Origin of the sequence: Hallella colorans (assembly GCF_003096815.1) — a bacterium.
GTDB lineage: Bacteria > Bacteroidota > Bacteroidia > Bacteroidales > Bacteroidaceae > Prevotella > Prevotella colorans.
Genome location: NZ_QENY01000005.1, coordinates 1 through 25,387 on the forward strand (window position 1 = coordinate 1; position 25,387 = coordinate 25,387).

Here is a 25,387-nt window from a genome sequence, read left to right on the forward strand (position 1 = left end):
GGGTCCCACCTCTTCCCATTCCGAACAGAGAAGTTAAGCCCGCTTGCGCCGATGGTACTGCAATGCAATGCGGGAGAGTAGGTAGCCGCCTTTTTCAACGAAGCCCTCAGGATATTATGTCTTGAGGGCTTTTTTCATTATGTTCAACATGTTTTGACGGACAGTTAACTTCTTTTTTCATTTTCTGCCAGATACGCCGTGAAATCGTCAAAAGAGTTAAAGCACGTTGAGACGATGTCCGTTTTTAGGCCGATTAAATTCGCTTGTTTGGCTGTATAGGGGCCTAAATAGCATAATGTAAGCTCGCCCAGGAGGTTGTGAGCATCTTTTCCATAAACCTCTTTCAGACCATCGCTGAACGCGACAACTTCGCTGCCACTTGTAAAAGCTATGCCGGTCAAATCTTTATTCTTAATCAATTCATATGCTTTTTTGCGCAGACGCAGTTCCGTCGGCATGTTAAGGTATGCGCCAAAGCGTTTGATTTTTGCGCCAAGACGCTCAAGTTCGTCCAAGAAATCCGGTACTGTCCGAGGTTCCTCCATTTCCTTGAATGCCGGCCCCACCACTGCCATGAGCTTGCCTCGCGCCATATCTCGCCGCTCCAACTCTTTGGCTATGCCCATAGGGCTGGGCTCCGTCGACACAAAAGGTGGCTCAACTCCCATCAACTCGCGCATGTAGTCATTGTCTTTGCCAATGGCAAGGAAACGCGCGCTTCCCAGTTCCTTGCGATTGTGCCAATGAAAGTGCATACTTTCGATGGCTTTCCTGCTGAGCAGAATGACAAAATCATATTTGTCAAGGTTGTCGCACAATTCACGCATTTGCTCACTGGTGTTGTCAAATGTAGACTCAACCATCGGTATATGCAATACGTCTACCCTGTCCTTGTACCTCTCAAAGGCCTTTAGAAGCCTCTGGCTGTAATGCATGGGAGCTGTGATTAATAACTTTCTGTTCATTTTGTCAAAGGATTACATTTTATATATTTTTTTTCGAATTTATGAAGAAGTAGATGACGTATAACAAGGAGATGGTGGCAATGCCCGCCTCCATGCAGAACAGGCCGCTATAACCAGCAAGGTCAGCTATCTTTCCGCTACCGATAGCCATGAGCAACCCACTGGTATGCGTGATGACAATCTGTATGGTGAAGTCGGTCCCTTCCGCGCCCTTGCGCACGATGTACATCGAAGAGGTGTACACCACCACCGTACCCATGCCATAGCAAATCCAGAGAAACACGATGCCAACCACCAACTCCGTCTTGGAGGGGATACCCATCGACATGAACGCGAAATAAATGGTTGCTAACAGTATGCACGCCGCAAAAGCTATTTTCGCCTTTTCCGTTCCCCATCGCCTTATCAGCATGCTGGCTGGGTAGCTCACGAGCATGGCCGCCGATATGCCAATGATGCCATTGAGCACGCCGATTTCTTTCATATCGTAACCAAGGTCTACCATGTAGGGCCTTGTCACGGATAGCAGGCCCATGATGCTGGCATAATAAAGCAGCAAGAAACCTATCTGTGGATATACCTCCTTGCGGCCGAAAAACCATATAAAATCATTCCATTTGGCTTTGTGCGACGGCTCTTTTTCTTGCACAAGCCTCATCTTCTTGTTCGTCAATAGTGGTATGAGCGCCAAGAGCACAAACACGCTCAAGCATTGTGTCACAACGTTCCAGCCGTAGTGGTGCATCACTATTAGCAGTATGCCACTTCCCAACAAGCTCCCGCCGAAGCTGCCCATCGACTGCATGCCGTTCACGAAGCTTTTCTGTTCTTTGCGTGTGGATAGTATGGCCAGCGCGTCTGTCGCTATATCCTGCGTGGCCGAGGCGACGAGCGACAGAAAAACCAAGATAATGATTAATTGGATATTGGTCTCCAAATTCAGCAGTCCCGCCCCGAGGATGAGCGCGGCGTAGACCACTTCGGACGATATTATCCAGCGTTTGTAGTCTTTCACTGTCATGCACTTGCGGTCGACGAGGGGCGACCACAGGAATTTCAGAATCCAAGGCACCTTGATTAATTGCAGCAAACTGATGGTGGTGAGTGAAAACGCCTGCTCGCGCATCAGTACTTGCAGTGCCGTTGAGAAGAAACTCATTGGCACGGCTTGCGCTATGTATAGGCTAAAAAAAGTTCCTAAGAGCAGTCGGTTTTTGTTGTTTTCTGATTTCATCTATTGTCAATGGTATTTGTTTTTGTCTCGTGCGTTTGGCCGTGGCTTTGCCGCGTGGCCTGTCCTACACGAACAGCTCCCGCAGTTCTTTGTTGCTCAACTTGCCAATCCAGCTTTCTCCCACCGCCACTGTCATGTCGGCGAGAGCTCGTTTCTCGTTTATCATGTCGTTAATGCGCTCTTCGAACGTGTCGCGCGTGATGAGCCGATGCACCATCACGTTCTGCTTTTGCCCTATGCGGTACGCCCTGTCAGTGGCTTGCGCCTCCACTGCCGGATTCCACCACAAGTCATAATGTATGACATGCGTGGCCGCCGTGAGGTTCAGGCCGGTGCCCGCCGCCTTGAGCGACAGAATTAATATGCGGTTCGATCGGTCGCCCTGAAACCTGTCCACCATTTCCTTGCGTTGCTTGATGGAGCATCCACCGTGCAGAAACATTGGCATGGCGCCTGTTGTCTCGGCTATAAAATGCCGCAACATGTCGCCCATTTCAGTGTATTGCGTGAAGATGAGAGCTTTCTCGCCGCTGTCATAAATAGACGAGACGATGTCTAACAGCATCTCTGTTTTGCCGGACAGCGATGGGTCCATCACTCTGTTTTTGAGGTATTGCGTAGGGTGGTTGCATATCTGTTTCAACGCCAGCACCATTTGCAGCACCAATCCTTGCCGCTTGAAGGGTGTTCTAATATGTCGTCTATAAGAGCCTCTTTTTCTTTGTCCGCGAAGGCTTTTACCTTGACCGCCACTCTGTATGGGGTGGGGCGGCTGCCGTCCACCTTGGCGCTTATCGCCCCATGATCAATGCTCACGCTCCGTACGTAGCCGTTGCGGGCGTATCTCGCGCCACGTGGTATGCGGTTTTCATAGTCTATATGCTGTAGCGATTGTAGCCATTCGCTTCCCCACCATGTTTTTCCAAAATTTTTTGCCATCGTTGCTATGGTAATAATTTTATATGGTTTCTCTGCTTGTCAGTGCCTTGCGTTGTTCCATGAGTGGAGGCGAGATCTTGGCGCGCGCTTGCCCCGTTCCTCCAGCGGGCCGCCACAAGCTCGCCAAGAAACGGTGGCCATGTATGCCTATGGATGACGACGGTTTTCTTGTCTTTTGTGACAGGTCCATGACAGCATGCGACAAAGGTACGATTTTTAACCCGCAAACCGCGACTGTAGACTTATAAAATATCTGCTTGCCACGTTCGTTTTTTATGGTTTAGTACAGGGTGTGTAAAATATTTTATCACAAAAACGACGTGGCTCGGGTCGTTGTTTTAGAAGTTAAAAAGGCTTTTGTCTGCCGATCTTTTTCGTAAGACAGTGCTTGTTTTTCGTTGTCGTTTGGCCATTGATACCTAAAGCTGTGGCGTTTAGGCCTTTTTTATGCCGTGATTGAGACTTAATCGTGGTGCCAATAGAACCTAAAGGCATCCCCTTTAAGGCCTAAAGGCAAGGCGAGTTTGAAAACTGATTTGAAGAAATGTTTCTTTTATCACTGTAAAGTGTTGTTTTTCTGTTATATGCGGAAAACTCAAATGCTTGGCGTATTTGCCATCAAGAAGTAAATTGCACGGAAATACGCGAAGCATGAAAGGGCTTTTGTCAATTTTTTTTAGTTTCTTCTATCTGACTGCTTGCTAAATATCAATTGTAATTCCGCGCTTGATGCTTGACCGCTAATCCTAATTAGCAGTGCAAAACAAAATAGGGTTAGAAGATGCGAAAAAAACAGAAATATCCAATATTATTCCTTAATTTTACACTGACTTTTTTTCTTTATATGTAAAAACGTGAAGCGTCTATCATAAATTTTGTTTTTTTATTATAAAAAAACATATCGCATGAAAAGACTATTTGTAGCATTCATTTGCATAGTTGCTTGTTGCATGTCAACAAACGCTAAGATCAAGACAGATTTTGGAACCTTTGCGTTCGGAGCCACGGCCAATTATGGAACAAGTGGCACTTACAACCATGGTGGCGCCGGTTTGAAATAGCAAAAGTTTTTTGGTGATGAATTTCGGGGCAGCATCTTCGTCGACTATTTCTTCAAACAAAACAACGCCAGCTTTATTGAGTTTGGCACAGACTTCAACTATGTGTTCGCATTGACGCCTAAGATGGGAGTTTATCCCATTTTGGGTTTGGGGTATTCCATCATGAAGTTGAACAATGTGATAGAGAAGCCCGCTGGTGTCGACATTCTACCTGATGACTATTCGGACGACTCTGAAGGCAATCTCAATTTTGATCTCGGCGTGGGATATGAATATTATTTCACTCCAACACTAAAGGGTTTTGCCGAGGCAAAATACCGATACGTTAAAAACTACGACCGGACGCTGTTACAAGTAGGAGTGGCCTACGTTTGGTAGTCAACAAATGGACCATTAACCAATCTAACATATAAGAGAAGATCACTATTCGCCATCATTGCCGCCGTATGCGCGACGATAACCACCGACCATGATCTCTGTAGGCAAGGTGGGGCGTTGGCGTTGTTGCTTCACAATAAACGGGTAGATGTTGCGTTGTATAGACAGTTATGCAATGGACCGATAAAATCAGGCGTGTCAATATTCTGCTCGTTATGGCGGCAATCACGATTGCCGTGGGGTCATTGTTGGTGTCTCATTATCTGACGCGCGACCTGCGAGAACAAGAGCAGCGCAAGATGGAGGTGTGGGCCGAGGCCATGCGTACGCTAAGCAATGCCGACGAGAATACCGACTTGAACTTGGTGCTCAAGGTGCTCAACGACAACAATTACATACCGGTGGTGGTGCTCGACGCCAATGGGCGCGCCACCGAGTTTCGCAACATTGAGCTGACGGCCGATAGCTATCAGGACAGCCTTAGGCAGGCTGAAAAAATAGGCAGGCAGCTGCTCATGCGCCATCAGAACATTCGCATCAAACTGTCAGGCGCCTCCAGCCGTCACGACGAGGTACGAGCGAACGATTTTATCGATGTGTGTTACGACGAGTCGCTCATTTTGAAACGGCTCTCTATCTATCCTTTCGCTCAAATGGGCGTGGTGCTTATCTTTGTCGCGGTGACTCTCTTCGCGCTCTTGTCGTCTAAGCGTGCTGAACAAAACAAGGTGTGGGTGGGTCTTTCCAAAGAGACGGCCCACCAGTTGGGGACGCCGATATCGAGCTTGATGGCATGGACGGACGTGCTGCGCGAGACCTATCCAGAGGACCCGCTTATACCTGAGATGAGTAAGGACGTGAAGCGCTTGGAGCTTATCGCTGACCGCTTCTCGAAGATAGGCGCCAAACCTGAACCGGTGCCCACCAGCCTGCAAGAGGTGGTGGAGCGCGTGGTGGACTATATGAACAGACGCACCTCGCATCGGGTCACTATATCAACAGTTTTTCCCCAGCATCGGGTCATGGTCAAATTGAACAGCTCTCTCTTTGAGTGGGTTATCGAAAATCTGTGCAAAAACGCCGTGGATGCCATGGGGGGTGAGAACGGCACCATCACGCTCCGCGTTTTTGAGCGTGGCGACAAGGCTGTCATAGAGGTGAGCGACACCGGTCGCGGCATCAAGAAAAAAGACGTGCGCAATGTGTTCAAACCTGGATTTACCACCAAACGCAGAGGATGGGGGTTGGGATTGTCGTTGGCCAAACGTATCGTGGAGGAGTATCACGATGGCCGTATATGGGTGAAAAACTCCGAGGTGGGGCGTGGCACTACTTTTCGCGTGGAGTTGCCGCTCATGGATAACAAGGGCCGCGATGGCGCAATGGCTCGTAAAAATTAGTTTGTCGCGGGCGTCATGGCTTACGCTGGTTGCTTTCTCAATATAATGAGGATGACCGCCGTGAGTATTAGCACGATGCCTGAGGCCAATCGCCATGTGAAAATTTCGCCAAAGACGAACGTGCTGATTACAACGGCCGTGACGGGTTCGAGCGCGCCAAGGATGGACGTGGGGGTGCTGCCAATGAGTTGGATGGACACATTGATAAAATATAGTGACAGCAATGTGGGCAACACGGCCAATTGTATCACGCAGAGCCATTGTTTAGGCGTATTGAGTGTTTGTAGTGGGTCGCCCGCGAAAATCATATATCCGATGATGGTCAGCCATCCAAACGCAATGATCCAAAAGGTGTATTTCACGACCGACATCTCTGTTTTGAACTGGTGAACATACACGATGTAGAGGGCGTAAAACAAAGAGGAGGCTAAAACTAATATCACGCCAGTGATGTTGAGTGGCTCGCCGCCATCGCCACGATATAACAATCCTATACCCGTGATGGCCAACACCAACGCAAAAGTGGTGATCCATGTGACGCGCTCGTGATAGAACACCACCATGAGCATGGCCGTGATGATGGGATAGGAAAACAAAATGGTAGACGCTACACCTGCGTTCATGAAGTGGAAGCTCATGAAAAGCGTTGCCGACGACAAGCCGAAGAGTACCCCTAAGATGGCAAACTTGATGGCATGCCCCCGCCTAATCTTGAAGTTTTCTTTTTTCAACAGCATCCATGCGGCAAAAAGTAGCATCGTGATGCCGTAACGATAAAATAACACATTGCCCGACGTGATATGGTCAGCATAGAGCGGTAGCGCGCCTAATGGGTTGGTACCATAAAAAACAGCAGCAAGAACACCTGCGATAAATCCTTTAACTCGTGAGCTCATTTTTATTGGCCCGCACTCTACACAATGTGCATAGTGTACAGGCATTTAATGTCATCATTTATTATTCGGGGTGCAAAGGTATAATTAAAAAGCATAATGACCAATGCTGTTGGCAATATTTTTGGGGCGCTAAGCCTATTTGATGATTTGGAACAATACGAGAAAGATACTATAATTATCTTTTGTTGTTTTTTTTCTTAATTATCCGATATGATACGATAACATTTTTTATATCTATTCTGAGAAGGCATATGTAAACTTGGCCATATAGCAAGTCAAGCTGCTTGGACAATTTGGTACTTGTTAGTTCAAGGTAAAATCTCGCAAAGTGACAACACTAATTGACAAACTCCATCATAATTCACATTAAGCGACGTAATGCTATGCTTTTTTGTTTTTTATCATTACATTTGCCAAATCATCTCAATGATGTTACACATTCGCTTTCTTGAGACACCATAATGTATTTGAGAGCGTAAAAGCAGGCAAGAAAGTTACGAATAAGGACGTAATAAAAATGTGGAGATACATAGAAACTATAATCGGAAAATCGCCTGTTATGGCAGCTATGGCAGCGTCTAAGAAAGGTAATCAAAGTAGTTCTCTGACAATCCAAACAGATGATATAATCGATATTCGTTCCATGACGGTTGAACAATTGCAGGGTGTTGTGCCAATCCTTATGCTTGCAAAAAGCGTCCAAGCTGTGGAACCTGTGCGTGAACTATCTTATTTTAGTCCTAAAGATATAGAACCTTTGCTATATGACAAACTCAAATCTGCAAAGAAATTGTTAGATAGAGCAAAGCGACTTACAGTAACAAAAAGAGATGTTGAGAAAATAAACTTTATCCTATTATCTGTAGATAGAATTTTAAAATAGCCTTTGGCATACTATTCTTAAAGGAGTATGAATAATATTTTATTATCATTATTTTTTGCGATTAGATAGTTATTTATCAGAAAAAAATCGTAACTTTGCAGCCCAAAGTGTGGAGATGTCTTATTTAGAGCAGTTTAAAATAGATCTGAAACGGTTGGCTGAGGGAGACAATGTTCTCGAGTACGACCTGGATGATACCTACTTTGAGGCCATAGGTGCTCCCGTGGTGCAAAGAGGAAAACTGCGCTGCACGCTTGACATTCATTGTGTCGGGTCATTATTTGACATTAATTTTCACACAAAAGGCTCGGTCGTAATACCGTGTGACATCTGCTTGGACGACATGGAACAAGTGGTTGACACTCGCGATCATCTCACGGCCAAGCTTGGCGAAGGCAGCTCTGACGATGACAACCTTGTCTTTATAGCCGAGAACGAAGGAATACTCGACGTGGCATGGTACATCTACGAGTTCATAGAGCTCAGCATCCCACTCAGGCACGTGCATGCACCTGGAAAATGCAACCCTGCCATGATGAAAGTTTTAGAAGAACATTCGGCTGCCCGAAGCGGCGTTGGTGATGGTGATAAGGCTGTGGACTCTCGATGGGAAGCATTAAGAAAAATAAAAATTACAGAATAAAAGTTTAAACATTAAAGTATTATGGCACATCCTAAAAGAAGACAGTCAAAGACACGTACTCTTAAGAGAAGAACTCACGATAAGGCGGTCGCCCCAACACTGGCCATCTGCCCCAACTGCGGCGCATACTATGTTTATCACACAGTCTGCCCCACTTGCGGATATTATCGTGGTAAAGTCGCTATCGTCAAGGAAGCTGCGGAGTAATGGGCAAGATTAACGCTGTAATCACAGGTGTGGGTGGCTACGTGCCCGACTATGTTCTCACTAACGAGGAACTGTCTCGCATGGTAGATACCAATGATGAGTGGATCACCACACGTGTGGGTATCAAAGAGCGCCGCATCCTCAAGGAAGAAGGGCTCGGAAGCAGTTACATGGGGCGTAAAGCCGCCAAGCAACTCATGCAAAAGACAGGCGTTGATCCAGACACTATAGATGCACTCATCCTTTCCACTACCACTCCTGACTATGCGTTTCCTTCCACGGCAAGCATTGTGTTGGGAAAGTTGGGCTTGAAAAATGCGCACGCATTTGATATGTCGTGCGCTTGTTGCGGATTTCTTTACGCTATGGACACCGCATCAGCGATGATTCAGAGTGGTCGCTATAAGAAGATTATCGTGATTTCGGCCGAAAAGATGTCGTCTGTTGTTGACTACACCGATCGCCAAACTTGCGTTCTTTTTGGCGATGGTGCTGGAGCGGTATTGGTAGAGGCGACCGAAGAAGAAGGGGTCGGTTTTCAAGACTCTTTCCTTCGCACAGATGGCAAAGGCCTTCCTTTCTTACACATGAAAGCAGGTGGTAGCGTTTGCCCTCCCTCTCATTTCACGGTGGATCATCATTTGCACTATATATATCAAGAAGGGCGCAATGTTTTTCGCCATGCTGTTACCGATATGGGCAATGACGTTGGCGAGATTTTCAAGCGCAATGGCTTGAGTGCTGATGATGTGAATTGGGTGGTGCCCCACGAGGCCAACTTAAGGATTATCGAGGCCGTTGTCAAGCGTGCGGAGATACCTATAGAGAAGGTGATGATTAATATTGATCGTTACGGCAACACCAGTTCCGCCACCATACCTTTGGCGTTGTGGGATTATGAGTCTAAGTTGAAAAAAGGTGACAATGTCATCATGACGGCTTTTGGAGCCGGTTTCGTTCATGGAGCCTCTTATTATAAATGGGGATATGACGGAGCGGCTGTTTCTGGTGTAAAATAAGTAAATTAAACTATAAGAAAACGCATCCTTCAGTCTCATGAATCATGCGTTTTTTTATTGTTTCTCCAATTTTTCTATACCATAAAAGATATGCACAAAGCAGGCTTCGTAAATATTGTGGGCAATCCCAATGTGGGCAAGTCGACGCTGATGAACCAGCTTGTTGGCGAGAAAATAAGTATAGCCACTTTTAAGGCACAGACCACGCGCCATCGCATCATGGGCATTGTGAACACACCAGAGACACAGATAGTATTCTCTGACACGCCTGGGGTGTTGAAACCAAACTACAAGATGCAAGAGATGATGCTGGCTTTCTCGGAGTCGGCGCTTGCGGATGCGGATATTCTGCTCTATGTCACCGATGTAGTGGAGAACCCGGAAAAGAACATTGAGTTCTTGAACAAGGTCAAGACCATGACTATCCCGGTGATTTTACTTATCAACAAAATAGACGAAAGCGACCAACAGCATCTTGGTGATATTGTGGAGAAGTGGCACGCTCTACTCCCTAACGCAGAAATCTTGCCGATCTCGGCTCAAAACAAGTTTGGTATTGATATTCTGATGAAGCGTATTGTTGAGCTGTTGCCCGAAAGCCCAGCTTATTTTGACAAAGACCAGCTCACGGATAAACCTTCCAAATTCTTTGTCTCGGAGATCATTCGCGAGAAAATTTTGCGTTATTACGACAAGGAGATACCTTACTCGGTAGAGGTGTTGGTTGAACAATTTCGAGAGAGCGAAAACCTCATACGTATCAATGCGGTGATATATGTGGAGCGCGATTCGCAGAAAGGCATTATCATTGGGCATCAAGGCACTGCGCTAAAACGTGTGTCTTCAGAGGCGCGAAAAAGTTTGGAGACCTTTTTTGGCAAGAAAATTTTTCTCGAGATGTTTGTCAAAGTTGACAAGGATTGGCGAAACTCTCAAAAAGAGTTGGACCATTTCGGATACAATCCGCGATAAATCTTTTTCTTGGAATGAGGTAAGGTAAGTGTAGAGAAAGAAGTGGAAGACATTGTTCATCCTTGTAATTATACTTATCATACTTTTAAACTTACCCAACTTCTCTCTCTTCTCTGGAGTGCTTTCTCCTGTTTTAAGAACAACCCCTTTAATATTGATATAGATATGGCAAATTTAGTAGCAATCGTAGGACGTCCCAATGTGGGCAAGTCTACACTTTTCAACCGTCTCACCCAGTCGCGTCAAGCCATCGTTAGCAATGTGGCTGGCACCACTCGCGACCGCCAATATGGCAAATGCAATTGGAATGATCGGGAGTTCTCGGTCGTAGACACGGGTGGATGGGTTGTGAAATCTGATGATATTTTCGAGGGTGCCATACGCCAGCAAGTGAAGATAGCGGCTGATGAGGCCGACTTGGTGCTGTTCTTGGTGGATGTGGAGACAGGACTCACCGATTGGGACGAGGATGTAGCGGCAATCTTGCGCCGCGCCAAGCTGCCTGTGATACTCGTGGCTAACAAGGTGGATAATAGTGGTGAGGCATACGTGGCTGCCGAGTTTTACAAGCTTGGCTTGGGCGACCCTGTTTGCGTGAGCGCTGCCACGGGCGGTGGTACGGGCGACTTGCTCGACCTTGTCATACAGAAACTGCCTTCTGAGGCCAACGAGGAGCCGCTGGATGATATACCGCGCTTCGCTGTCGTGGGCAGGCCCAACGCTGGCAAGTCGAGCTTGATAAACGCCTTTGTAGGCGAGGAACGCAATATCGTGACCGAGATAGCGGGCACCACGCGCGACAGTATTTATACCCGTTACGACAAGTTTGGCTTTGATTTTTATCTTGTTGATACAGCTGGCATACGTCGCAAGAACAAGGTGACCGAGGACTTGGAGTTTTACAGTGTGATGCGCAGCATCCGCGCCATAGAGAACAGCGATGTATGTATATTGATGATCGATGCCACGCGTGGCATAGAGGCGCAAGACATGAACATCTTCCAGCTCATACAGCGTAACAGAAAGAGCTTGGTCGTAGTGGTAAACAAGTGGGACTTGGTGGAGAATAAAGACCAAAAAGTAATCAAGACGTTTGAGAGTGCCATCCGGGAGCGCATGGCCCCATTCACCGACTTCCCCATTATCTTCGCCTCTGCTCTCACCAAGCAGCGCATATTCAAGGTGCTTGAGACGGCCAAACAGGTCTATCTCAACCGTACATCCCGCGTGGGAACTACCAAGCTCAACGAGGTGATGCTTCCCATTATCGAGCAAACGCCACCTCCATCTATCAAGGGCAAATATATCAAGATAAAATATTGCTCGCAGTTGCCCAACACGCAGATACCCTCTTTCGTGTTTTATGCTAATCTGCCGCAATATGTCAAGGAGAACTATCGTCGTTTTCTCGAAAACAAGATACGTGAGCATTGGCCCATGCACGGATGTCCCATCCATGTGTTTGTCAGAAAAAAATAGGGTTGGCACGGCGACCTGCACGTTGCTCGAGCATCCCAAACGAAAGTCTGCCCCCATAAAATCTGTTTTAGAGTGAGGAAAATACTATTTTTGATACTTGCCACATGTGCGGCTTGTTGGAGCTGTAGCGATGGTCCCGTCCCTGAGGAGCGAGCCGCACGAGCCGCAAAAGTGTACTACGACTGGTTGATACAAGGCAAATACGAAGATTTTGTCGATGGCAGGTATCAACCCGAAGCCATACCTCCGGCCTATCGCCAGCAACTCATTGCGAACGCCAAAATGTTTGTGGGCGAGCAGCAAGCCGCCCACAAAGGATTGAAAGAGGTACGCGTGGCTACTGCTACTGTCGATACCGCTCGCCATGTGGCCAACGTGTTTCTTATCTTTGTTTATGGAGACAGCACCACCGAGGAAGTGTTAGTGCCTATGATTGAAAACAAAGATGTCTGGTATATGCGTTGAGCGTGATATGCCTTTGCTATTCGTTTGGATGCGTGTTGACGTTCGTGGCTTGATATTCCAGTTCTTTATTGTTGAGTTGTTGACGATTTTTCTTTAGTCTGTTTGCTCGTATGGCAACACTTGGCGGATTTGAGAAAAATACGTTGAAAAATCACGACAAAACCCTTCTGCTCCTTGCGCTATTTGCAAAATCTAAGTTGATGGCTCGAAAATAATCTAAAATTGCGAGTTTTTTGTAACGCCCTAATCATAACCTTGTTATGTTTTTCTTGCGTTGTTGTCGCCATCATAGTTTTCAAAATGTTTTGCGTTTAAGGCTTATTGACGTGTCGTTGGATACCTAATTGCAGTGCGATAAAGGTTTAAACGTTGAGCGTATAGGCCCTAAAGGGAGCGCGTTTAATACTTATTCGTGACAGCTCGAAGTTTCTGCACGTTGAAATATCATAATTTTTGCGATTTATTTTCATGCGAATGGGCCAAAACAAGTTTATTCCTTCTCTATAATGATGAATAAACAAGATTGTTTTTTACGACTGTTTTTTTTACATTTTGGTTGCTTGTGCGTGTGCTTCTCAAAACTTGCTATAGGTTCGATCGCTAAACTTTCCTTGCGTCTGCTTTTCTTGTTTGTGGCGTGTGTCGTATTGCTATGCGAAGTGCGCTCACTACGTGGGCGCGGCAAAATGTGTCAATGGGTGTGTTGTGGCGTTGTGGCTATAACCCTTTCGGTTCATTGGTCGTACCCCAATCGTTGGCTATGCCACCTTTCTTTTAGTCGTCATTCTCCACTTGTTTCACCTTTTGGAAAAGGTCGCTGGCAAAGACAAAATCGTTCAGCCGCTTGTTGGTGGCTTCCATTACCTCGTCCTTGTTGCCCTGCCATTCACTTCGCCCCTTGTAAATGAATAGAATGTTTTCGCCGATACCCATCACTGAGTTCATGTCGTGGGTGTTAATAATGGTTGTCATGTTAAATTCTTTGGTGATTTCTGACAGCAGATTATCAATGACGAGCGATGTTTTGGGGTCGAGCCCAGAGTTGGGCTCGTCACAAAAAAGATATTTGGGATTAAGTACAATAGCTCTCGCAATGGCTACGCGCTTTTGCATGCCACCTGAAATCTCACCCGGAAACTTGTTTTCCGCATCTATGAGATTAACCCGGTCAAGACATTCTTGTGCTCTTTTTACACGGTCGCGGTAAGTGTTGGAGGAGAACATGTCGAGCGGAAATTGCACGTTCTCAAGCACCGACAGAGAGTCGAACAGCGCGGAGTTCTGAAAGATCATGCCCATCTCTCGGCGCATTAGCACACGTTCTTTCTTGGTCATTGTCACAAAATCTCGCCCATCGTATATCACCTCACCTTGGGTGGGCTCAAGCAGTCCGACAATGTTTTTCACCAATACGGTTTTCCCCGACCCGCTTTGGCCGATGATCAAGTTGGTCTTTCCTGTGAGGAACGTGGCGTTGATGTCTCGCAGAACGGTTTTATCCTCAAAAGACTTGGTAAGGTTTTTAACTTCAATCATGTTTGCAAGATGACTTTTAAGCAGGCTTTCTATGAGAGTAATTGTGTGAGAAATACGTCTGAAAACAGGATGAGCACACTGCTGCTCACCACAGCTTTGGTAGATGCCTCGCCCACTTCTACGGACCCTCCCTGGACGGTATAGCCGTAATGGGACGAAACGCTGGCGATGATAAAAGCAAAAAACAAGCTCTTGATGATGCTCATCCACACATACCACTGGTTGAAATAATGGGTCATACCTGCGGTGAGGTCCTCTGGTGGCATCATGTGTCCAATGTATGCGGTGGCGTATGCACCTACAGTGCTCATGGCCATAGAGATGATTACGAGAAAAGGCATGATGGCCAACAATCCCAATATTTTGGGCAAGATGAGATAACAGGCAGAGTTTATTCCCATGATATCGAGTGCGTCTATCTGCTGGGTAACACGCATCGTGCCTAATTCGGAGGCGATGTTAGAGCCCACCTTGCCAGAAAGTATGAGGCACATGATGGAGCTGGAAAACTCGAGCAAGGTTATCTCTCGCGTGACATAGCCCGTTACCCATCTCGGCATCCATGGACTCTGGATGTTTACTTTCATCTGAATGCAGATGACGGCACCAATGAAGAAGCTGATAAGTAATACGATGCCAATAGAGTCGACACCGAGTTGGGACATGTCTTTGATAAATCTTTTGTAAAACATCCTGAGTCGTTCAGGGCGTGAGAACACTCGCCCCATAAGGATGAGGTAACTACCTACGGTGCTGAGATACTTGTGTAGTATGTGAATGACAAACATCTGTACTTGCTTAGTAGATGCAAAAGTAACCAAATTCCTCTTAAAAACTACAACTATTCTAATAGTTTTTATTAATAACAACGTAGATTAGATGTTTTTTTAGTATTTTTGCATCTCAAACCTTTGTGTTCCCGAACATTGCGGGCGGTGGCATGCTTGTGCGTTTGGCGGCGGTATGGTGTCGATGAACACGTGATGTTCATACGTTTCCATGTGCCACACACTTATTTAAAAGGGTTTGTGCTATATGGCGTATGAGACAGTTTGATAGGCAATACGCTAAAACTGAAAGTGTAAAAATCTATGTCTGAAACAATAAAAACATTAGAAGACGACATGCAGGCAGCTTCGCAGGATCTGATGTCAGAATCGGAACAAGACCGTGACGCGCGTCTTGATATTGATAATATGACGCCCGAGGAGGTTGACGAGCTGCTGCGTGAGAAATTGAAACACAAAGAGCTGCGTGCCGAGGGATTGGTGAAGCGATATGGTCGGCGTACAGTGGCTGATCAAGTGACGTTCAATGTTAGGCAGGGAGAGATTGTTGGATTGCTTGGACCTAATGGCGCCGGCAAGACCACGTCGTTCTATATGACCACAGGGCTCATCATTCCCAATGCTGGCAAAGTGTTTATCGATGACAAGGATATAACAGGATATCCAGTCTATAAGCGTGCGCGGGCTGGCATAGGCTATTTGCCACAAGAGGCCAGCGTGTTTCGCAAGATGAGCGTAGAGGACAACATTATGTCTGTATTGGAAATGACAGACATGAGCCGTGAACAGCAGTTGGCCAAGCTGGAAAGCCTAATCGACGAGTTTCGCCTCAATAAAGTGCGAAAAAACAAGGGTGACAGGCTCTCGGGAGGTGAACGGCGACGCACGGAGATAGCTCGCTGTTTGGCCATAGATCCAAAATTCATCATGCTCGACGAGCCTTTTGCTGGCGTCGATCCTATCGCTGTGGAGGATATCCAGCACATTGTGTGGCGACTGAAATATCGCAATATTGGAATCTTGATAACCGACCACAATGTGCAGGAGACACTCTCCATCGTGGATCGCGGATATCTGCTCTTTGAGGGGCGCATCCTTTTTCAAGGTAGCCCAGAGGTGTTGTCGGCTAACGAGGTGGTGCGCAAGAACTATCTGAGCGATAATTTTGTTTATCGAAAGTTCCAGTCGAACGAGGAAGATCGAGCCGTCGCCGAAGAGTCAAGAAAATCTCTGCTGAATGAATTGTATAGTAAAAAATAATAATTTTTAGTTATATATATTAGGCATATTCATCAAATATGGCTAACTTTGCGCTTTAAAATCGCAATAATCCCCTTTAAGAAATACAAATATTAAAATAATAAAAATTAGAAATGAAAGTATCATTTGAAGCCCCTGACAAAATCAACGGTTTGCTGACGATCACCGTAGAAGAAGACGATTACAAGGAAGATGTCGAGAAGACACTAAAGGAATATCGCAAGAAGGCCAATGTGCCAGGCTTCCGTCCGGGACAGGTTCCTATGGGCATGATTAAACGCCAATTTGGCTCAGCGATCAAGATGGATGCCGTCAACAAGCTGCTTGGAAACGAGATCGAGAAATATATCTCCGAAAACAATATACAGATGCTTGGTGAGCCCTTAGGATCTGAGAAGCAAGAAGCGCAAGATTTAGAGGCGGCACCACCTTACACATTCATGTTTGATATTGCCATTGCGCCAGAGTTTAAGGTTGAGCTTACGAACAAGGATAAAATAGATTACTATGACATACAGGTGGACGATGAGCTTGTGGACAAACAAGTGAAAATGTTTGCCGCGCGTATGGGTAAGAATGTGAGCGTGGAAGAGTATCAAGATGGAGATTTGCTCAAAGGCGACATGCGTGAACTTGACGACAAGGGTAACACCAAGGAGGAAGGTCTCACCGTAGAGGATGCCGTGATAATGCCTAAATATATCAAGGTGGATGAGCAAAAGAAAATCTTTGACGGTGCCAAAAAGGGTGATATCATCACATTTAATCCTAAAAAAGCGTATCCAGACAGCATCACGGAGGTGGCCGCTCTCTTGAAAGTGAAAAAAGAAGAGGCTGAGCAATATGCTGGCGACTTCAGTTATCAAATCACAAATATAGACCGTATGCAGGATCATGCAGTTGATCAGGAGCTGTTTGACCAAGTGTATGGAGCTGGAAATGTCAAAGATGAGAAAGACTTTCGCGCGAAAATCGCGGATGGGTTGAAGAAGCAATTGGAGCATGAGTCTAACTATAAATTCTTGCTTGACTTGCGTAAATACGTTGAGAACAAGGTGGGTGCCCTAACCTATCCCGATGCTCTGCTCAAGCGTATATTAAAACAAAGAAACACTGACAAGGATGAGGCAGCCATAGAAAAGAACTATGAGTTGAGTCTAAAGGAGCTTTCTTGGGATTTGATGCGTAGCCAATTGGCAGAGCAATTGAAGGTAAAGGTGACCGATGACGATGTGAAGAACGCCGCGATAGAGACCGCTCGCATGCAATTCGCACAGTATGGCATGAACGATGTGCCAGAGATGTACGTGGAACAATACGCCGAGAATCTGCTAAAAAAAGAAGACACCAGACACAACTTTGTTAACCGGGCTGCCGATGTCAAAGTTGTGGAGGCTGTCAAACCAGTGGTGAAACTTAATAAGAAAAAAATATCTTTGGATGATTTTCAGAAGATGACCGAGGAGTAACACGGCGACAATACCCTTTCGATATTTGGATAAACTCTGCCTAAAGGCGAGTATGCTGAGGAGCCATAGTATCAAGACCAGTTGCATGTGCCAGGTGAGGCGTTGGTGGTCAAGGTGCTATGGCTTCTTGGGCTATGTGAGCATTCGTGTAGAGAGTTTATCGTTAGAAAAGATTTTTTAAGAATTTTAATAAGGCTAATCAGGTCAATATCGACTTTTTTTGTTATCTTTGTGTTATAAATCATAGTAAGAAGAAACATTTATCGTGATTTCTTAGTACAAACAAGAAATAAAATATGAACAACGATTTTAGAAAATTCGCAACCAAACATTTAGGTATGAGCGGTATGGTCGTGGATGATGTGATAAAAGCGCAAAACCGCTACCTCAACCCATATATTCTTGAGGAACGCCAGCTGAACGTGACACAGATGGACGTGTTCTCCCGATTGATGATGGATCGCATCATCTTTCTCGGCACCGAGATAGACGACTACACTGCCAACACGTTGCAAGCGCAGTTGCTTTTTCTCGATTCTACAGACGCGGGCAAAGATATTTCCATATATATCAACTCGCCTGGAGGTAGTGTCACGGCAGGTTTGGGTATTTACGACACCATGCAGTTTATCTTGAGCGATGTGACAACGATCTGTACAGGCATGGCCGCGTCGATGGCCGCGGTGCTGTTAGTGGCCGGCGCCGAGGGCAAACGCTCATCGCTACCGCATGGCCGCGTGATGATACACCAACCGCTTGGTGGAGTGCAAGGACAGGCTTCGGATATAGAGATAGAGGCGCGAGAGATTTTGAAGTTCAAGAAAGAGCTGTTCACGATCATCTCCGAGCATTCGCATCAGCCTTATGACAAAGTTTGGAAAGACAGCGATCGCAATTACTGGATGAACGCAGAAGAAGCTAAAGCGTATGGCATGATAGACTCTGTGATGAATCGTAAGAAAGTGAAAAAAGAACAAGAAGACATAAAGGACGAATAATATGCCAAAGAAAGCTTGTAGCTTTTGCGGGAGAACTGAAAATGACGTGAAGCTACTTATAACCGGACTTAGTGGATACATATGCGAAGATTGTGCCGCACAGGCGTATGAGATTGTCCAGCAAAGTGGAGTATGGGGCGAAGACGTGACGAACCCTGATGCTCCACACACCTATAAACCCACAAAAAAAATACCTAAGCCTAAAGAAATAAAGGCTTATCTTGATGAGTATATCATAGGACAAGACGAGGCAAAACGCTATCTGTCCGTGTCTGTTTATAACCATTACAAGCGTTTGCAACAGAGCAAGGACGATAATGGAGTGGAGATAGAAAAGAGCAATATCATCATGGTGGGCTCTACGGGTACTGGCAAAACTTTGCTGGCTCGCACGATAGCTCGGCTACTCGACGTGCCATTCACCATTGTCGACGCCACGGTATTTACAGAGGCTGGCTATGTGGGTGAGGACGTGGAAAGCATTTTGAGCAGATTGTTGCAAGTGGCCGACTATGACGTGGCGGCTGCTGAGCGTGGCATCGTCTTCATAGACGAGATTGATAAAATAGCGCGCAAAAGCGATAATCCCAGCATTACCCGTGACGTGAGTGGGGAGGGTGTGCAGCAAGGTCTACTCAAACTCTTGGAGGGCACCATGGTTAATGTGCCACCCAAAGGTGGACGCAAGCATCCTGACCAAGATTACATACACGTGAACACCAAAAATATACTATTCATCTGTGGCGGAGCCTTTGATGGAATAGAGCGTAAGATAGCGCAACGGCTCAACACGCACGTAGTGGGTTACAACTCCGTAATGAACGCTCGCAATATCGACAAGGGCGATCTTATGAAGTATATCTTGCCCCAAGACCTTAAATCGTTTGGGCTTATACCCGAGCTTATTGGTCGTGTGCCTGTGCTTACTTATTTGGAGCCACTCGATCGTAAGGCTTTGAGACGTATATTGGTAGAACCAAAAAATTCCATTATCAAACAGTTTGTCAAACTTTTCAGCATGGATGGTATCGCGCTGACATTCACTGACGATACGCTGGATTTTATAGTGGACAAGGCTGTGGAATATAAACTTGGCGCTCGTGGGCTGCGTTCTATTGTTGAGGCCGTGGTCATGGATGCCATGTTTGATGTGCCATCAAGGCGCATCAAGAAATTTGAGGTGACACTTGATTACGCAAAGAGCCAGATTGACAAGGCGCATATGCATAAATTGGAGTCTGCGTGACGTTTCTTATGGGTATCCTTGGTGGCTTGTGGTATGACGCATCTATCTGATATGATGAACAAAGACTATTTAATAGAGAAGTTAAAACTGTTTTTTGGCTTTGATAATTTCAAAGGCGATCAAAAATCCATCATAAAAAATTTGATGGATGGCGACGACTTGTTTGTGCTGATGCCTACGGGTGGTGGCAAGAGTTTGTGCTATCAGTTGCCCTCTCTGCTCATGGAAGGCACAGCTATAGTGATATCGCCCTTGATCGCACTGATGAAAAATCAGGTAGACGTTGTCAATGGTTTGACCGAGCAAGATGGTGTGGCGCATTTCATGAACTCTTCGCTTAACAAGGCCGCCGTGGCACAAGTGGTGAAAGATGTGCATAGTGGGAAAACCAAATTGCTATACGTGGCCCCAGAATCGCTTAACAAGTTGGACAACTTGGATTTCTTCGTGTCGTTCAAAATTTCTTTCTATGCTATAGACGAGGCACATTGTATTTCAGAGTGGGGACATGATTTCAGGCCTGAATACCGCAATATACGCCCTACAATAGAAAAAATTGCCACACTTAGAAATGAAAGGCGAGCGCCCATTATCGCACTTACTGCCACGGCTACCGATAAGGTGCGCATGGACATTAAGAAAAGCTTGGGTATTTTGAATGCCAAGGATTTTAAAAGCTCGTTCAACCGACCAAACCTATATTATGAGGTAAGGCAGAAGAATAGCGAGGAAGACGCGGATAGCCAGATAATCCGTTTCCTAAAGCAATGTGAGGGCAAGAGTGGCATTATCTATTGCTTGTCGCGCAAAAAGGTGGAGGAGCTATCTAAGAAATTACAGATAAATGGGTTTAGAGCGGCTCCATATCATGCAGGACTCGATACCGAGGTTCGCACGCAGACGCAGGACGATTTCTTGCGCGAGGATATAGATGTGATAGTCGCAACTATCGCTTTTGGCATGGGAATTGACAAACCGGATGTGCGATTTGTCATCCATTATGACATCCCCAAAAGTCTTGAGGGTTATTACCAAGAGACGGGTAGGGCTGGCAGAGATGGCGGAGAGGGGCGTTGTATAGCGTTCTACTCGCCCAAAGACTTGAAAAAATTGGAGAAATTCACTGATAATAAAGGTGAGGCAGAAAAAGAGATAGGGCGCCAGTTGCTTGAGGAAACTAAGGCTTACGCTGAAACTTCGGTATGTCGACGCAAATTCTTGCTGCACTATTTTGGAGAGGAATATACCAAGGATAATTGTGCAAACTGCGATAATTGTACGCACCCACAAAAGTCTATCGATGCCCAAGATGCCTTGCTGGTGGTGTTACGTGCCATTAAAGCGGTGAAACAACACTTTGACCAAGCGTATATTATCGATTTCGTTAGAGGTCGTGCCACAGATAATATCGTGCGCCATGAGCATGACGAATTGGCTGAATTTGGGTCGGGAATGGAGATCAATGAGCGTGAGCCATCTATTTGGAACCCAGTGATCAGACAGGCCATGATAGCGCATTATATTTACAAAGATGTGGAAAATTATGGCTTTTTGACATTGACACCAGAAGGACTTGGATACATCAAAAAACCGAAACCGTTTCATGTAGTGCTTGATAGACAGTTTGATGAAACGGAAGATGCCTCAGGTGGTAACTCCAGCGCACTTGATGACAAACTCTACAAGCTGTTGAGAGGGTTGCGAAAAGCTGTTGCCCGTAAGCACAATCTTCCACCATATGTCATATTCCAAGATATATCGATAACGCTCATGGCCACTACTTATCCCGTGACCATGGACGAACTGCTTCAAATTCAAGGCGTAGGGCAAGGTAAAGCCAAAAAGTTTGGAAAAGAATTTATAGACTTGATCAAACGCTATTGTGAAGAGAACGATATTCAGCGCACGGACATGATGCGTGTGATTAGTCTGCCAAATAAATCGCAAAAGAAACTAAAAATAATAGAACTGATAGACAAGCGTATTCCATTGGATGAAATAGCCGCCGATCAAGGCTACGAGTTTGACGAATTGTTGGACGAGATTGAGTCTATCGTAAACAGTGGGATGAAAGTTAATATCAGTTATTACGTAGACGATGACGGGGTGGTTGACCCTGACGAGATAGCCGATATCTACGAGTATTTTCGTAAAAGCGAGACGGACGATATTGATGAAGCCATCGACGAGGCTGATATATATGACGACGAAGATGGCTTGACGGCTGAACAAAAGGCACGTTTGGTGCTCATCAAATTTTTGTCGGAAGAAGGAAATTAAGGCTGTTTTTTCTCAGAGTGAGACTTGACAAACTGTCTTAATAATTGTTTATCTTGTGACAGACGCATGTCGCAGTCATCGTTTTGGATAATCGGGCTATGAAATTTTGTTATTCTTTGCTTAAAATATTTATTTCATGTGAATTTCTATTTGATAACTCGCGGAAATATAATTGGCGTTAAATAGCTTTAAAGCAGTAAGAAAAAAACGAAATGGAACCTGAATATGCGAAAATATTGCTATATTTGCACGCAATAAATTTATAAAATCACATTTATGTCATCATTTGTTGCAGATAAGATCGTCATGGACGGCTTGACTTTCGACGATGTCTTGCTCATTCCTGCTTACTCTGAAATTTTACCCAAGGAGGTACAATTAAAAACCAAGTTTTCTCGGCATATCGAGTTGAACGTGCCATTCGTTACCGCCGCAATGGATACTGTGACCGAATCGGCAATGGCCATTGCCATTGCGCGAGAAGGTGGCATTGGTGTTATCCATAAAAATATGCCAATAGACGAACAGGCCCGACAGGTAGCTATCGTCAAGCGTGCCGAAAATGGTATGATATACGATCCCGTGACCATACGTAGGGGAAGCACAGTGAGGGACGCCATGAAAATGATGGCAGAGTACCATATTGGCGGCATTCCGGTGGTAGACGAGGAAAACCATTTGGTGGGTATTGTTACCAATCGCGACTTGCGTTTTGAGGGCAGATTGGACAAGAAGGTGGACGAAGTGATGACTAAAGAAAACTTAGTGACAACGCATCAGCAAACCGATCTTGGCTCGGCGGCGCATATTTTGCAGGAGCATAAGATAGAAAAACTGCCTGTAGTGGATGCTAACAATCGCTTGGTTGGCTTGATCACGTATAAGGATATCACCAAGGCGAAAGACAAACCCATGGCGTGCAAAGATGACAAGGGACGTCTGCGTGTCGCTGCTGGCGTGGGTGTTACGGTTGACACGCTCGACCGTGCAAGTGCGTTGGTAGGGGCTGGAGCTGATGCGATTGTCATCGATACGGCTCATGGTCATTCCAAGGGAGTGGTCGACAAGCTGCATGAGGTAAAGGCTGCGTTCCCTAACGTGGATGTAGTGGTAGGGAATATCGCTACCGGCGAGGCTGCAAAATATTTGGTTGACAATGGGGCTGATGCCGTTAAAGTGGGAATTGGCCCTGGGTCCATCTGTACCACGCGTATTGTTGCGGGTGTGGGCATGCCACAATTAAGCGCTGTCTATGATGTTTTTTCGGCATTGAAAAATACAGATGTGCCATTGATTGCTGATGGTGGATTACGTTATTCGGGTGATATCGTGAAAGCCTTGGCCGCTGGTGGAAGCAGCGTGATGATAGGATCGCTTGTCGCTGGCACGGAAGAGTCGCCTGGAGACACCATTATTTATAATGGCCGCAAGTTTAAGAGCTATCGTGGCATGGGCTCTCTCGAGGCAATGGGACAAAAGAATGGCTCCAAGGATCGATATTTCCAAAGTGACACTAACGACCTGAAGAAACTCGTTCCGGAGGGTATTGCTGGACGTGTGCCATACAAAGGAACTGTCCAGGAGGTCATCTACCAGTTGGTAGGAGGGCTTCGTTCGGGAATGGGCTACTGCGGAGCAGCTATAATAGACAAATTGCACGAAGCCAAATTTGCCCGTATCACCAATGCGGGGGTGCAAGAAAATCATCCTCACGACATAACCATCACCAGCGAGGCGCCTAACTATTCGCGCCATGAGTAAATAGTATTTGGGATAGGCGAGAGGGCTTGTTTGTGAGCCTCTCTTGCTTGTTTTCCTTCATGATGAACAATTTTAGAATGAAATCAAAGCTACTATTAGGCGCCATGCTGTTGTGTGGCACTTTGTCGTTTGCACAGAATGCTGATCCTGTTATTATGACCATCAATGGTACCGATGTACTTCGTTCCGAATTTGAATACTCTTATAACAAGAACAATACGGCTGACGTTATTGATAGGAAAACAGTCCAGGAATATGTTGGAATGTTCATTAACTACAAGTTGAAAGTTGAGGCTGCCAAGGAAGCTGGCCTCGACACCATGATTTCATTCCAAAAAGAATTTGCCAACTATCGTGATCAGCAAATAAAGCCCGCTTTGGTCACAGACCAAGACTTAGAGTCAGAGGCTCAAAAGATATACGAACAGACACGTCAACGAATTGATAACAATGGCGGAATGGTGCAAGTGGCTCACATTTTGATAGCCATGAGACAGCAGGCTACGCCAGAGGAGGAAAGGGCGGCCAAGGTTCGCGTGGATTCCATTTATCAGGCATTGAGGAACGGAGCTGATTTTGGCTCATTGGCCAAACAGCTATCCCAGGACCCCACTACGGCTCAAAAAGGCGGTGACTTACCCTATATAGTCAAGGGGCAAACATTAAAAGAATTTGAAGACCAGGCTTGGCGCTTACAAGACGGCGAGCTTAGCCAGCCTTTTTTGTCTCCTGCCGGATGGCATATTATGCTCAAAAAGTCGCATCGTAACTTTTATAGTTATGCCGACCAGCGCGAGCACATCATGAAATATCTTGATCAACAAAGAATACGCGACCGTATAGCCACGGTCAAATTAGACACATTGGCCAAACAGCTGAACTCTACGCCTGCGCAAATGCTTGCGAAAAAACAGGCAGAGATGGAGGCGAGGGACTCCAGTCTGAAATATCTCATCAAAGAATACCATGATGGTTTGCTGCTCTATGAGATTAGTAACCGCCATGTCTGGGCCAAAGCGCAGAAGGATGAGCATGGATTGATGCAGTATTTCAAGAAAAATAAGAAAAAATATAAATGGGAAGAACCTCGCTTTAAAGGCGTAGCCTATCGCGCTCGAGAAGAAAAAGATATCAAAGCTGTGCGTAAGCTATTGAAAAAAACACCTTTTGAGCGTTGGGAAGAACAGCTTCGTACTACATTCAACACGGACTCTGTCCTCCGCATTAGAGCAGAAAAGGGTATTTTCAAAAAAGGAGATAATGCCCTCGTAGATCACGAGGTGTTCAAGGTGCACACCCTGCCCAAGCAAATAGAAGGATATCCATACAGTGCGGTTTATGGCAAAAAACTCAAATCGCCAAAAGTAATGGATGACGTTCGTCCCTTGGTTGTTACTGACTATCAAGAATATCTCGAAAGCCAATGGGTAAACGATCTTCGACAGAAATATACGGTTACCGTTAACGAGGATATCGTAAAGACTGTCAACAATCATTAAAAAGAAAAA

25 protein-coding genes and 1 rRNA gene are annotated in these 25,387 nt (G+C 45.8%); 18 read left to right on the plus strand and 8 right to left on the minus strand.

Annotation, left to right across the window (positions count from 1 at the left end):
* Nucleotides 1-94, plus strand: a 5S ribosomal RNA gene (rrf, locus tag C7379_RS03470); the annotation flags it as partial.
* A 70-nt stretch (nucleotides 95-164) separates the two neighbouring features.
* Here the strand turns inward: rrf and C7379_RS03475 are convergent.
* The 5 genes from C7379_RS03475 to C7379_RS12675 form a co-directional block, all read right to left on the minus strand.
* On the minus strand, nucleotides 165-965 hold the full coding sequence (locus C7379_RS03475) for a uroporphyrinogen-III synthase (RefSeq protein WP_116616051.1): 801 nt from the start codon (nucleotides 963-965) through the stop codon (nucleotides 165-167).
* 19 nt (nucleotides 966-984) lie between these two features.
* Nucleotides 985-2,199, minus strand: a complete 1,215-nt coding sequence (locus C7379_RS03480) for an MFS transporter (protein WP_116616052.1) — start codon at nucleotides 2,197-2,199, stop codon at nucleotides 985-987.
* 64 nt (nucleotides 2,200-2,263) lie between these two features.
* Nucleotides 2,264-2,863, minus strand: a complete 600-nt coding sequence (locus C7379_RS03485) for a DEAD/DEAH box helicase (RefSeq protein WP_243406701.1) — start codon at nucleotides 2,861-2,863, stop codon at nucleotides 2,264-2,266.
* A complete protein-coding gene (locus C7379_RS03490) occupies nucleotides 2,839-3,138 on the minus strand; it encodes an SWIM zinc finger family protein (RefSeq protein WP_116616054.1) in 300 nt (99 codons plus the stop codon). The genes C7379_RS03485 and C7379_RS03490 overlap by 25 nt, the downstream gene beginning before the upstream one ends.
* A gap of 19 nt (nucleotides 3,139-3,157) precedes the next feature.
* Nucleotides 3,158-3,328: a hypothetical protein gene (locus C7379_RS12675; RefSeq protein WP_165815014.1), complete on the minus strand. Its 171-nt coding sequence runs from the start codon at nucleotides 3,326-3,328 to the stop codon at nucleotides 3,158-3,160.
* 715 nt (nucleotides 3,329-4,043) lie between these two features.
* On the opposite strand from C7379_RS12675, the gene C7379_RS12680 reads away from it, so the two are divergent.
* From C7379_RS12680 to C7379_RS03500, 3 genes are all read left to right on the plus strand, one after another.
* Nucleotides 4,044-4,199 (plus strand): hypothetical protein, encoded by a 156-nt coding sequence (locus C7379_RS12680; RefSeq protein ID WP_165815015.1) that lies wholly within the window; start codon nucleotides 4,044-4,046, stop codon nucleotides 4,197-4,199.
* Nucleotides 4,200-4,232: 33 nt separating this feature from the next.
* The gene (locus tag C7379_RS03495) at nucleotides 4,233-4,577 is read left to right on the plus strand and encodes an outer membrane beta-barrel protein (RefSeq protein WP_116616055.1); all 345 of its coding nucleotides are present in this window, start codon (nucleotides 4,233-4,235) and stop codon (nucleotides 4,575-4,577) included.
* 170 nt (nucleotides 4,578-4,747) lie between these two features.
* A complete protein-coding gene (locus tag C7379_RS03500) occupies nucleotides 4,748-5,977 on the plus strand; it encodes a sensor histidine kinase (RefSeq protein ID WP_116616056.1) in 1,230 nt (409 codons plus the stop codon).
* 20 nt (nucleotides 5,978-5,997) lie between these two features.
* Here C7379_RS03500 and C7379_RS03505 read toward each other — a convergent pair whose 3' ends face one another.
* Complete coding sequence (locus C7379_RS03505; protein WP_116616125.1) at nucleotides 5,998-6,873, minus strand: DMT family transporter; 876 nt, start codon at nucleotides 6,871-6,873, stop codon at nucleotides 5,998-6,000.
* Between the two features lie 559 nt (nucleotides 6,874-7,432).
* Between C7379_RS03505 and C7379_RS03510 the strand changes: the two genes are divergently transcribed.
* The 7 genes from C7379_RS03510 (at nucleotide 7,433) to C7379_RS03540 (ending at nucleotide 12,541) form a co-directional block, all read left to right on the plus strand.
* On the plus strand, nucleotides 7,433-7,756 hold the full coding sequence (locus C7379_RS03510; protein WP_165815017.1) for a hypothetical protein: 324 nt from the start codon (nucleotides 7,433-7,435) through the stop codon (nucleotides 7,754-7,756).
* Nucleotides 7,757-7,871: 115 nt separating this feature from the next.
* Nucleotides 7,872-8,399: a YceD family protein gene (locus C7379_RS03515; RefSeq protein ID WP_116616058.1), complete on the plus strand. Its 528-nt coding sequence runs from the start codon at nucleotides 7,872-7,874 to the stop codon at nucleotides 8,397-8,399.
* 21 nt (nucleotides 8,400-8,420) lie between these two features.
* Nucleotides 8,421-8,606 (plus strand): 50S ribosomal protein L32, encoded by a 186-nt coding sequence (rpmF, locus tag C7379_RS03520; RefSeq protein ID WP_081935257.1) that lies wholly within the window; start codon nucleotides 8,421-8,423, stop codon nucleotides 8,604-8,606.
* Nucleotides 8,606-9,625, plus strand: coding sequence for a beta-ketoacyl-ACP synthase III (locus tag C7379_RS03525; RefSeq protein ID WP_116616059.1), 1,020 nt, complete (start codon nucleotides 8,606-8,608; stop codon nucleotides 9,623-9,625). The genes rpmF and C7379_RS03525 overlap by 1 nt, the downstream gene beginning before the upstream one ends.
* Before the next feature lie 90 nt (nucleotides 9,626-9,715).
* Nucleotides 9,716-10,597, plus strand: coding sequence for a GTPase Era (era, locus tag C7379_RS03530; protein ID WP_116616060.1), 882 nt, complete (start codon nucleotides 9,716-9,718; stop codon nucleotides 10,595-10,597).
* 165 nt (nucleotides 10,598-10,762) lie between these two features.
* Nucleotides 10,763-12,076 carry a ribosome biogenesis GTPase Der gene (der, locus tag C7379_RS03535; protein WP_116616061.1) on the plus strand — a complete coding sequence of 438 codons (1,314 nt, stop codon included), beginning with the start codon at nucleotides 10,763-10,765 and terminating at the stop codon, nucleotides 12,074-12,076.
* Nucleotides 12,077-12,148: 72 nt separating this feature from the next.
* Nucleotides 12,149-12,541: a hypothetical protein gene (locus tag C7379_RS03540; protein WP_116616062.1), complete on the plus strand. Its 393-nt coding sequence runs from the start codon at nucleotides 12,149-12,151 to the stop codon at nucleotides 12,539-12,541.
* A 774-nt stretch (nucleotides 12,542-13,315) separates the two neighbouring features.
* Here C7379_RS03540 and C7379_RS03545 read toward each other — a convergent pair.
* Entirely contained in the window at nucleotides 13,316-14,077 is a 762-nt protein-coding gene (locus tag C7379_RS03545) for an ABC transporter ATP-binding protein (RefSeq protein WP_116616063.1), read from the minus strand.
* Nucleotides 14,078-14,106: 29 nt separating this feature from the next.
* Nucleotides 14,107-14,865, minus strand: coding sequence for an MlaE family ABC transporter permease (locus C7379_RS03550; RefSeq protein ID WP_116616064.1), 759 nt, complete (start codon nucleotides 14,863-14,865; stop codon nucleotides 14,107-14,109).
* 408 nt (nucleotides 14,866-15,273) lie between these two features.
* Between C7379_RS03550 and lptB the strand changes: the two genes are divergently transcribed.
* The 7 genes from lptB to C7379_RS03585 all read left to right on the plus strand — a co-directional run bounded on the left by lptB (nucleotide 15,274) and on the right by C7379_RS03585 (nucleotide 25,378).
* Complete coding sequence (lptB, locus tag C7379_RS03555) at nucleotides 15,274-16,125, plus strand: LPS export ABC transporter ATP-binding protein (RefSeq protein ID WP_116616126.1); 852 nt, start codon at nucleotides 15,274-15,276, stop codon at nucleotides 16,123-16,125.
* Between the two features lie 113 nt (nucleotides 16,126-16,238).
* Nucleotides 16,239-17,594, plus strand: a complete 1,356-nt coding sequence (gene tig, locus C7379_RS03560) for a trigger factor (RefSeq protein WP_116616065.1) — start codon at nucleotides 16,239-16,241, stop codon at nucleotides 17,592-17,594.
* Nucleotides 17,595-17,890: 296 nt separating this feature from the next.
* Nucleotides 17,891-18,592: an ATP-dependent Clp endopeptidase proteolytic subunit ClpP gene (clpP, locus tag C7379_RS03565; RefSeq protein WP_116616066.1), complete on the plus strand. Its 702-nt coding sequence runs from the start codon at nucleotides 17,891-17,893 to the stop codon at nucleotides 18,590-18,592.
* Between the two features lies 1 nt (nucleotide 18,593).
* A complete protein-coding gene (clpX, locus tag C7379_RS03570; protein ID WP_116616067.1) occupies nucleotides 18,594-19,838 on the plus strand; it encodes an ATP-dependent Clp protease ATP-binding subunit ClpX in 1,245 nt (414 codons plus the stop codon).
* 54 nt (nucleotides 19,839-19,892) lie between these two features.
* A complete protein-coding gene (gene recQ / locus C7379_RS03575; RefSeq protein ID WP_116616127.1) occupies nucleotides 19,893-22,118 on the plus strand; it encodes a DNA helicase RecQ in 2,226 nt (741 codons plus the stop codon).
* Nucleotides 22,119-22,394: 276 nt separating this feature from the next.
* Nucleotides 22,395-23,879, plus strand: a complete 1,485-nt coding sequence (guaB, locus tag C7379_RS03580; protein ID WP_116616068.1) for an IMP dehydrogenase — start codon at nucleotides 22,395-22,397, stop codon at nucleotides 23,877-23,879.
* 77 nt (nucleotides 23,880-23,956) lie between these two features.
* Nucleotides 23,957-25,378 carry a peptidylprolyl isomerase gene (locus tag C7379_RS03585; RefSeq protein WP_116616128.1) on the plus strand — a complete coding sequence of 474 codons (1,422 nt, stop codon included), beginning with the start codon at nucleotides 23,957-23,959 and terminating at the stop codon, nucleotides 25,376-25,378.
* The last annotated feature ends 9 nt before the right edge of the window (nucleotides 25,379-25,387 follow it).

What these genes read in the sequence shown, in the direction of transcription:
- C7379_RS03475 (WP_116616051.1), bottom strand. Translation starts at nt 965, where the DNA reads ATGAACAGAAAGTTATTAATCACAGCTCCCATGCATTACAGCCAGAGG.
- C7379_RS03480 (WP_116616052.1), bottom strand. Translation starts at nt 2,199, where the DNA reads ATGAAATCAGAAAACAACAAAAACCGACTGCTCTTAGGAACTTTTTTT.
- C7379_RS03490 (WP_116616054.1), bottom strand. Translation starts at nt 3,138, where the DNA reads ATGGCAAAAAATTTTGGAAAAACATGGTGGGGAAGCGAATGGCTACAA.
- C7379_RS12675 (WP_165815014.1), bottom strand. Translation starts at nt 3,328, where the DNA reads ATGGACCTGTCACAAAAGACAAGAAAACCGTCGTCATCCATAGGCATA.
- C7379_RS12680 (WP_165815015.1), top strand. Translation starts at nt 4,044, where the DNA reads ATGAAAAGACTATTTGTAGCATTCATTTGCATAGTTGCTTGTTGCATG.
- C7379_RS03500 (WP_116616056.1), top strand. Translation starts at nt 4,748, where the DNA reads ATGCAATGGACCGATAAAATCAGGCGTGTCAATATTCTGCTCGTTATG.
- C7379_RS03505 (WP_116616125.1), bottom strand. Translation starts at nt 6,873, where the DNA reads ATGAGCTCACGAGTTAAAGGATTTATCGCAGGTGTTCTTGCTGCTGTT.
- C7379_RS03510 (WP_165815017.1), top strand. Translation starts at nt 7,433, where the DNA reads ATGGCAGCTATGGCAGCGTCTAAGAAAGGTAATCAAAGTAGTTCTCTG.
- C7379_RS03515 (WP_116616058.1), top strand. Translation starts at nt 7,872, where the DNA reads ATGTCTTATTTAGAGCAGTTTAAAATAGATCTGAAACGGTTGGCTGAG.
- rpmF (WP_081935257.1), top strand. Translation starts at nt 8,421, where the DNA reads ATGGCACATCCTAAAAGAAGACAGTCAAAGACACGTACTCTTAAGAGA.
- C7379_RS03525 (WP_116616059.1), top strand. Translation starts at nt 8,606, where the DNA reads ATGGGCAAGATTAACGCTGTAATCACAGGTGTGGGTGGCTACGTGCCC.
- era (WP_116616060.1), top strand. Translation starts at nt 9,716, where the DNA reads ATGCACAAAGCAGGCTTCGTAAATATTGTGGGCAATCCCAATGTGGGC.
- der (WP_116616061.1), top strand. Translation starts at nt 10,763, where the DNA reads ATGGCAAATTTAGTAGCAATCGTAGGACGTCCCAATGTGGGCAAGTCT.
- C7379_RS03545 (WP_116616063.1), bottom strand. Translation starts at nt 14,077, where the DNA reads ATGATTGAAGTTAAAAACCTTACCAAGTCTTTTGAGGATAAAACCGTT.
- C7379_RS03550 (WP_116616064.1), bottom strand. Translation starts at nt 14,865, where the DNA reads ATGTTTGTCATTCACATACTACACAAGTATCTCAGCACCGTAGGTAGT.
- lptB (WP_116616126.1), top strand. Translation starts at nt 15,274, where the DNA reads ATGACGCCCGAGGAGGTTGACGAGCTGCTGCGTGAGAAATTGAAACAC.
- tig (WP_116616065.1), top strand. Translation starts at nt 16,239, where the DNA reads ATGAAAGTATCATTTGAAGCCCCTGACAAAATCAACGGTTTGCTGACG.
- clpP (WP_116616066.1), top strand. Translation starts at nt 17,891, where the DNA reads ATGAACAACGATTTTAGAAAATTCGCAACCAAACATTTAGGTATGAGC.
- clpX (WP_116616067.1), top strand. Translation starts at nt 18,594, where the DNA reads ATGCCAAAGAAAGCTTGTAGCTTTTGCGGGAGAACTGAAAATGACGTG.
- recQ (WP_116616127.1), top strand. Translation starts at nt 19,893, where the DNA reads ATGAACAAAGACTATTTAATAGAGAAGTTAAAACTGTTTTTTGGCTTT.
- guaB (WP_116616068.1), top strand. Translation starts at nt 22,395, where the DNA reads ATGTCATCATTTGTTGCAGATAAGATCGTCATGGACGGCTTGACTTTC.
- C7379_RS03585 (WP_116616128.1), top strand. Translation starts at nt 23,957, where the DNA reads ATGAAATCAAAGCTACTATTAGGCGCCATGCTGTTGTGTGGCACTTTG.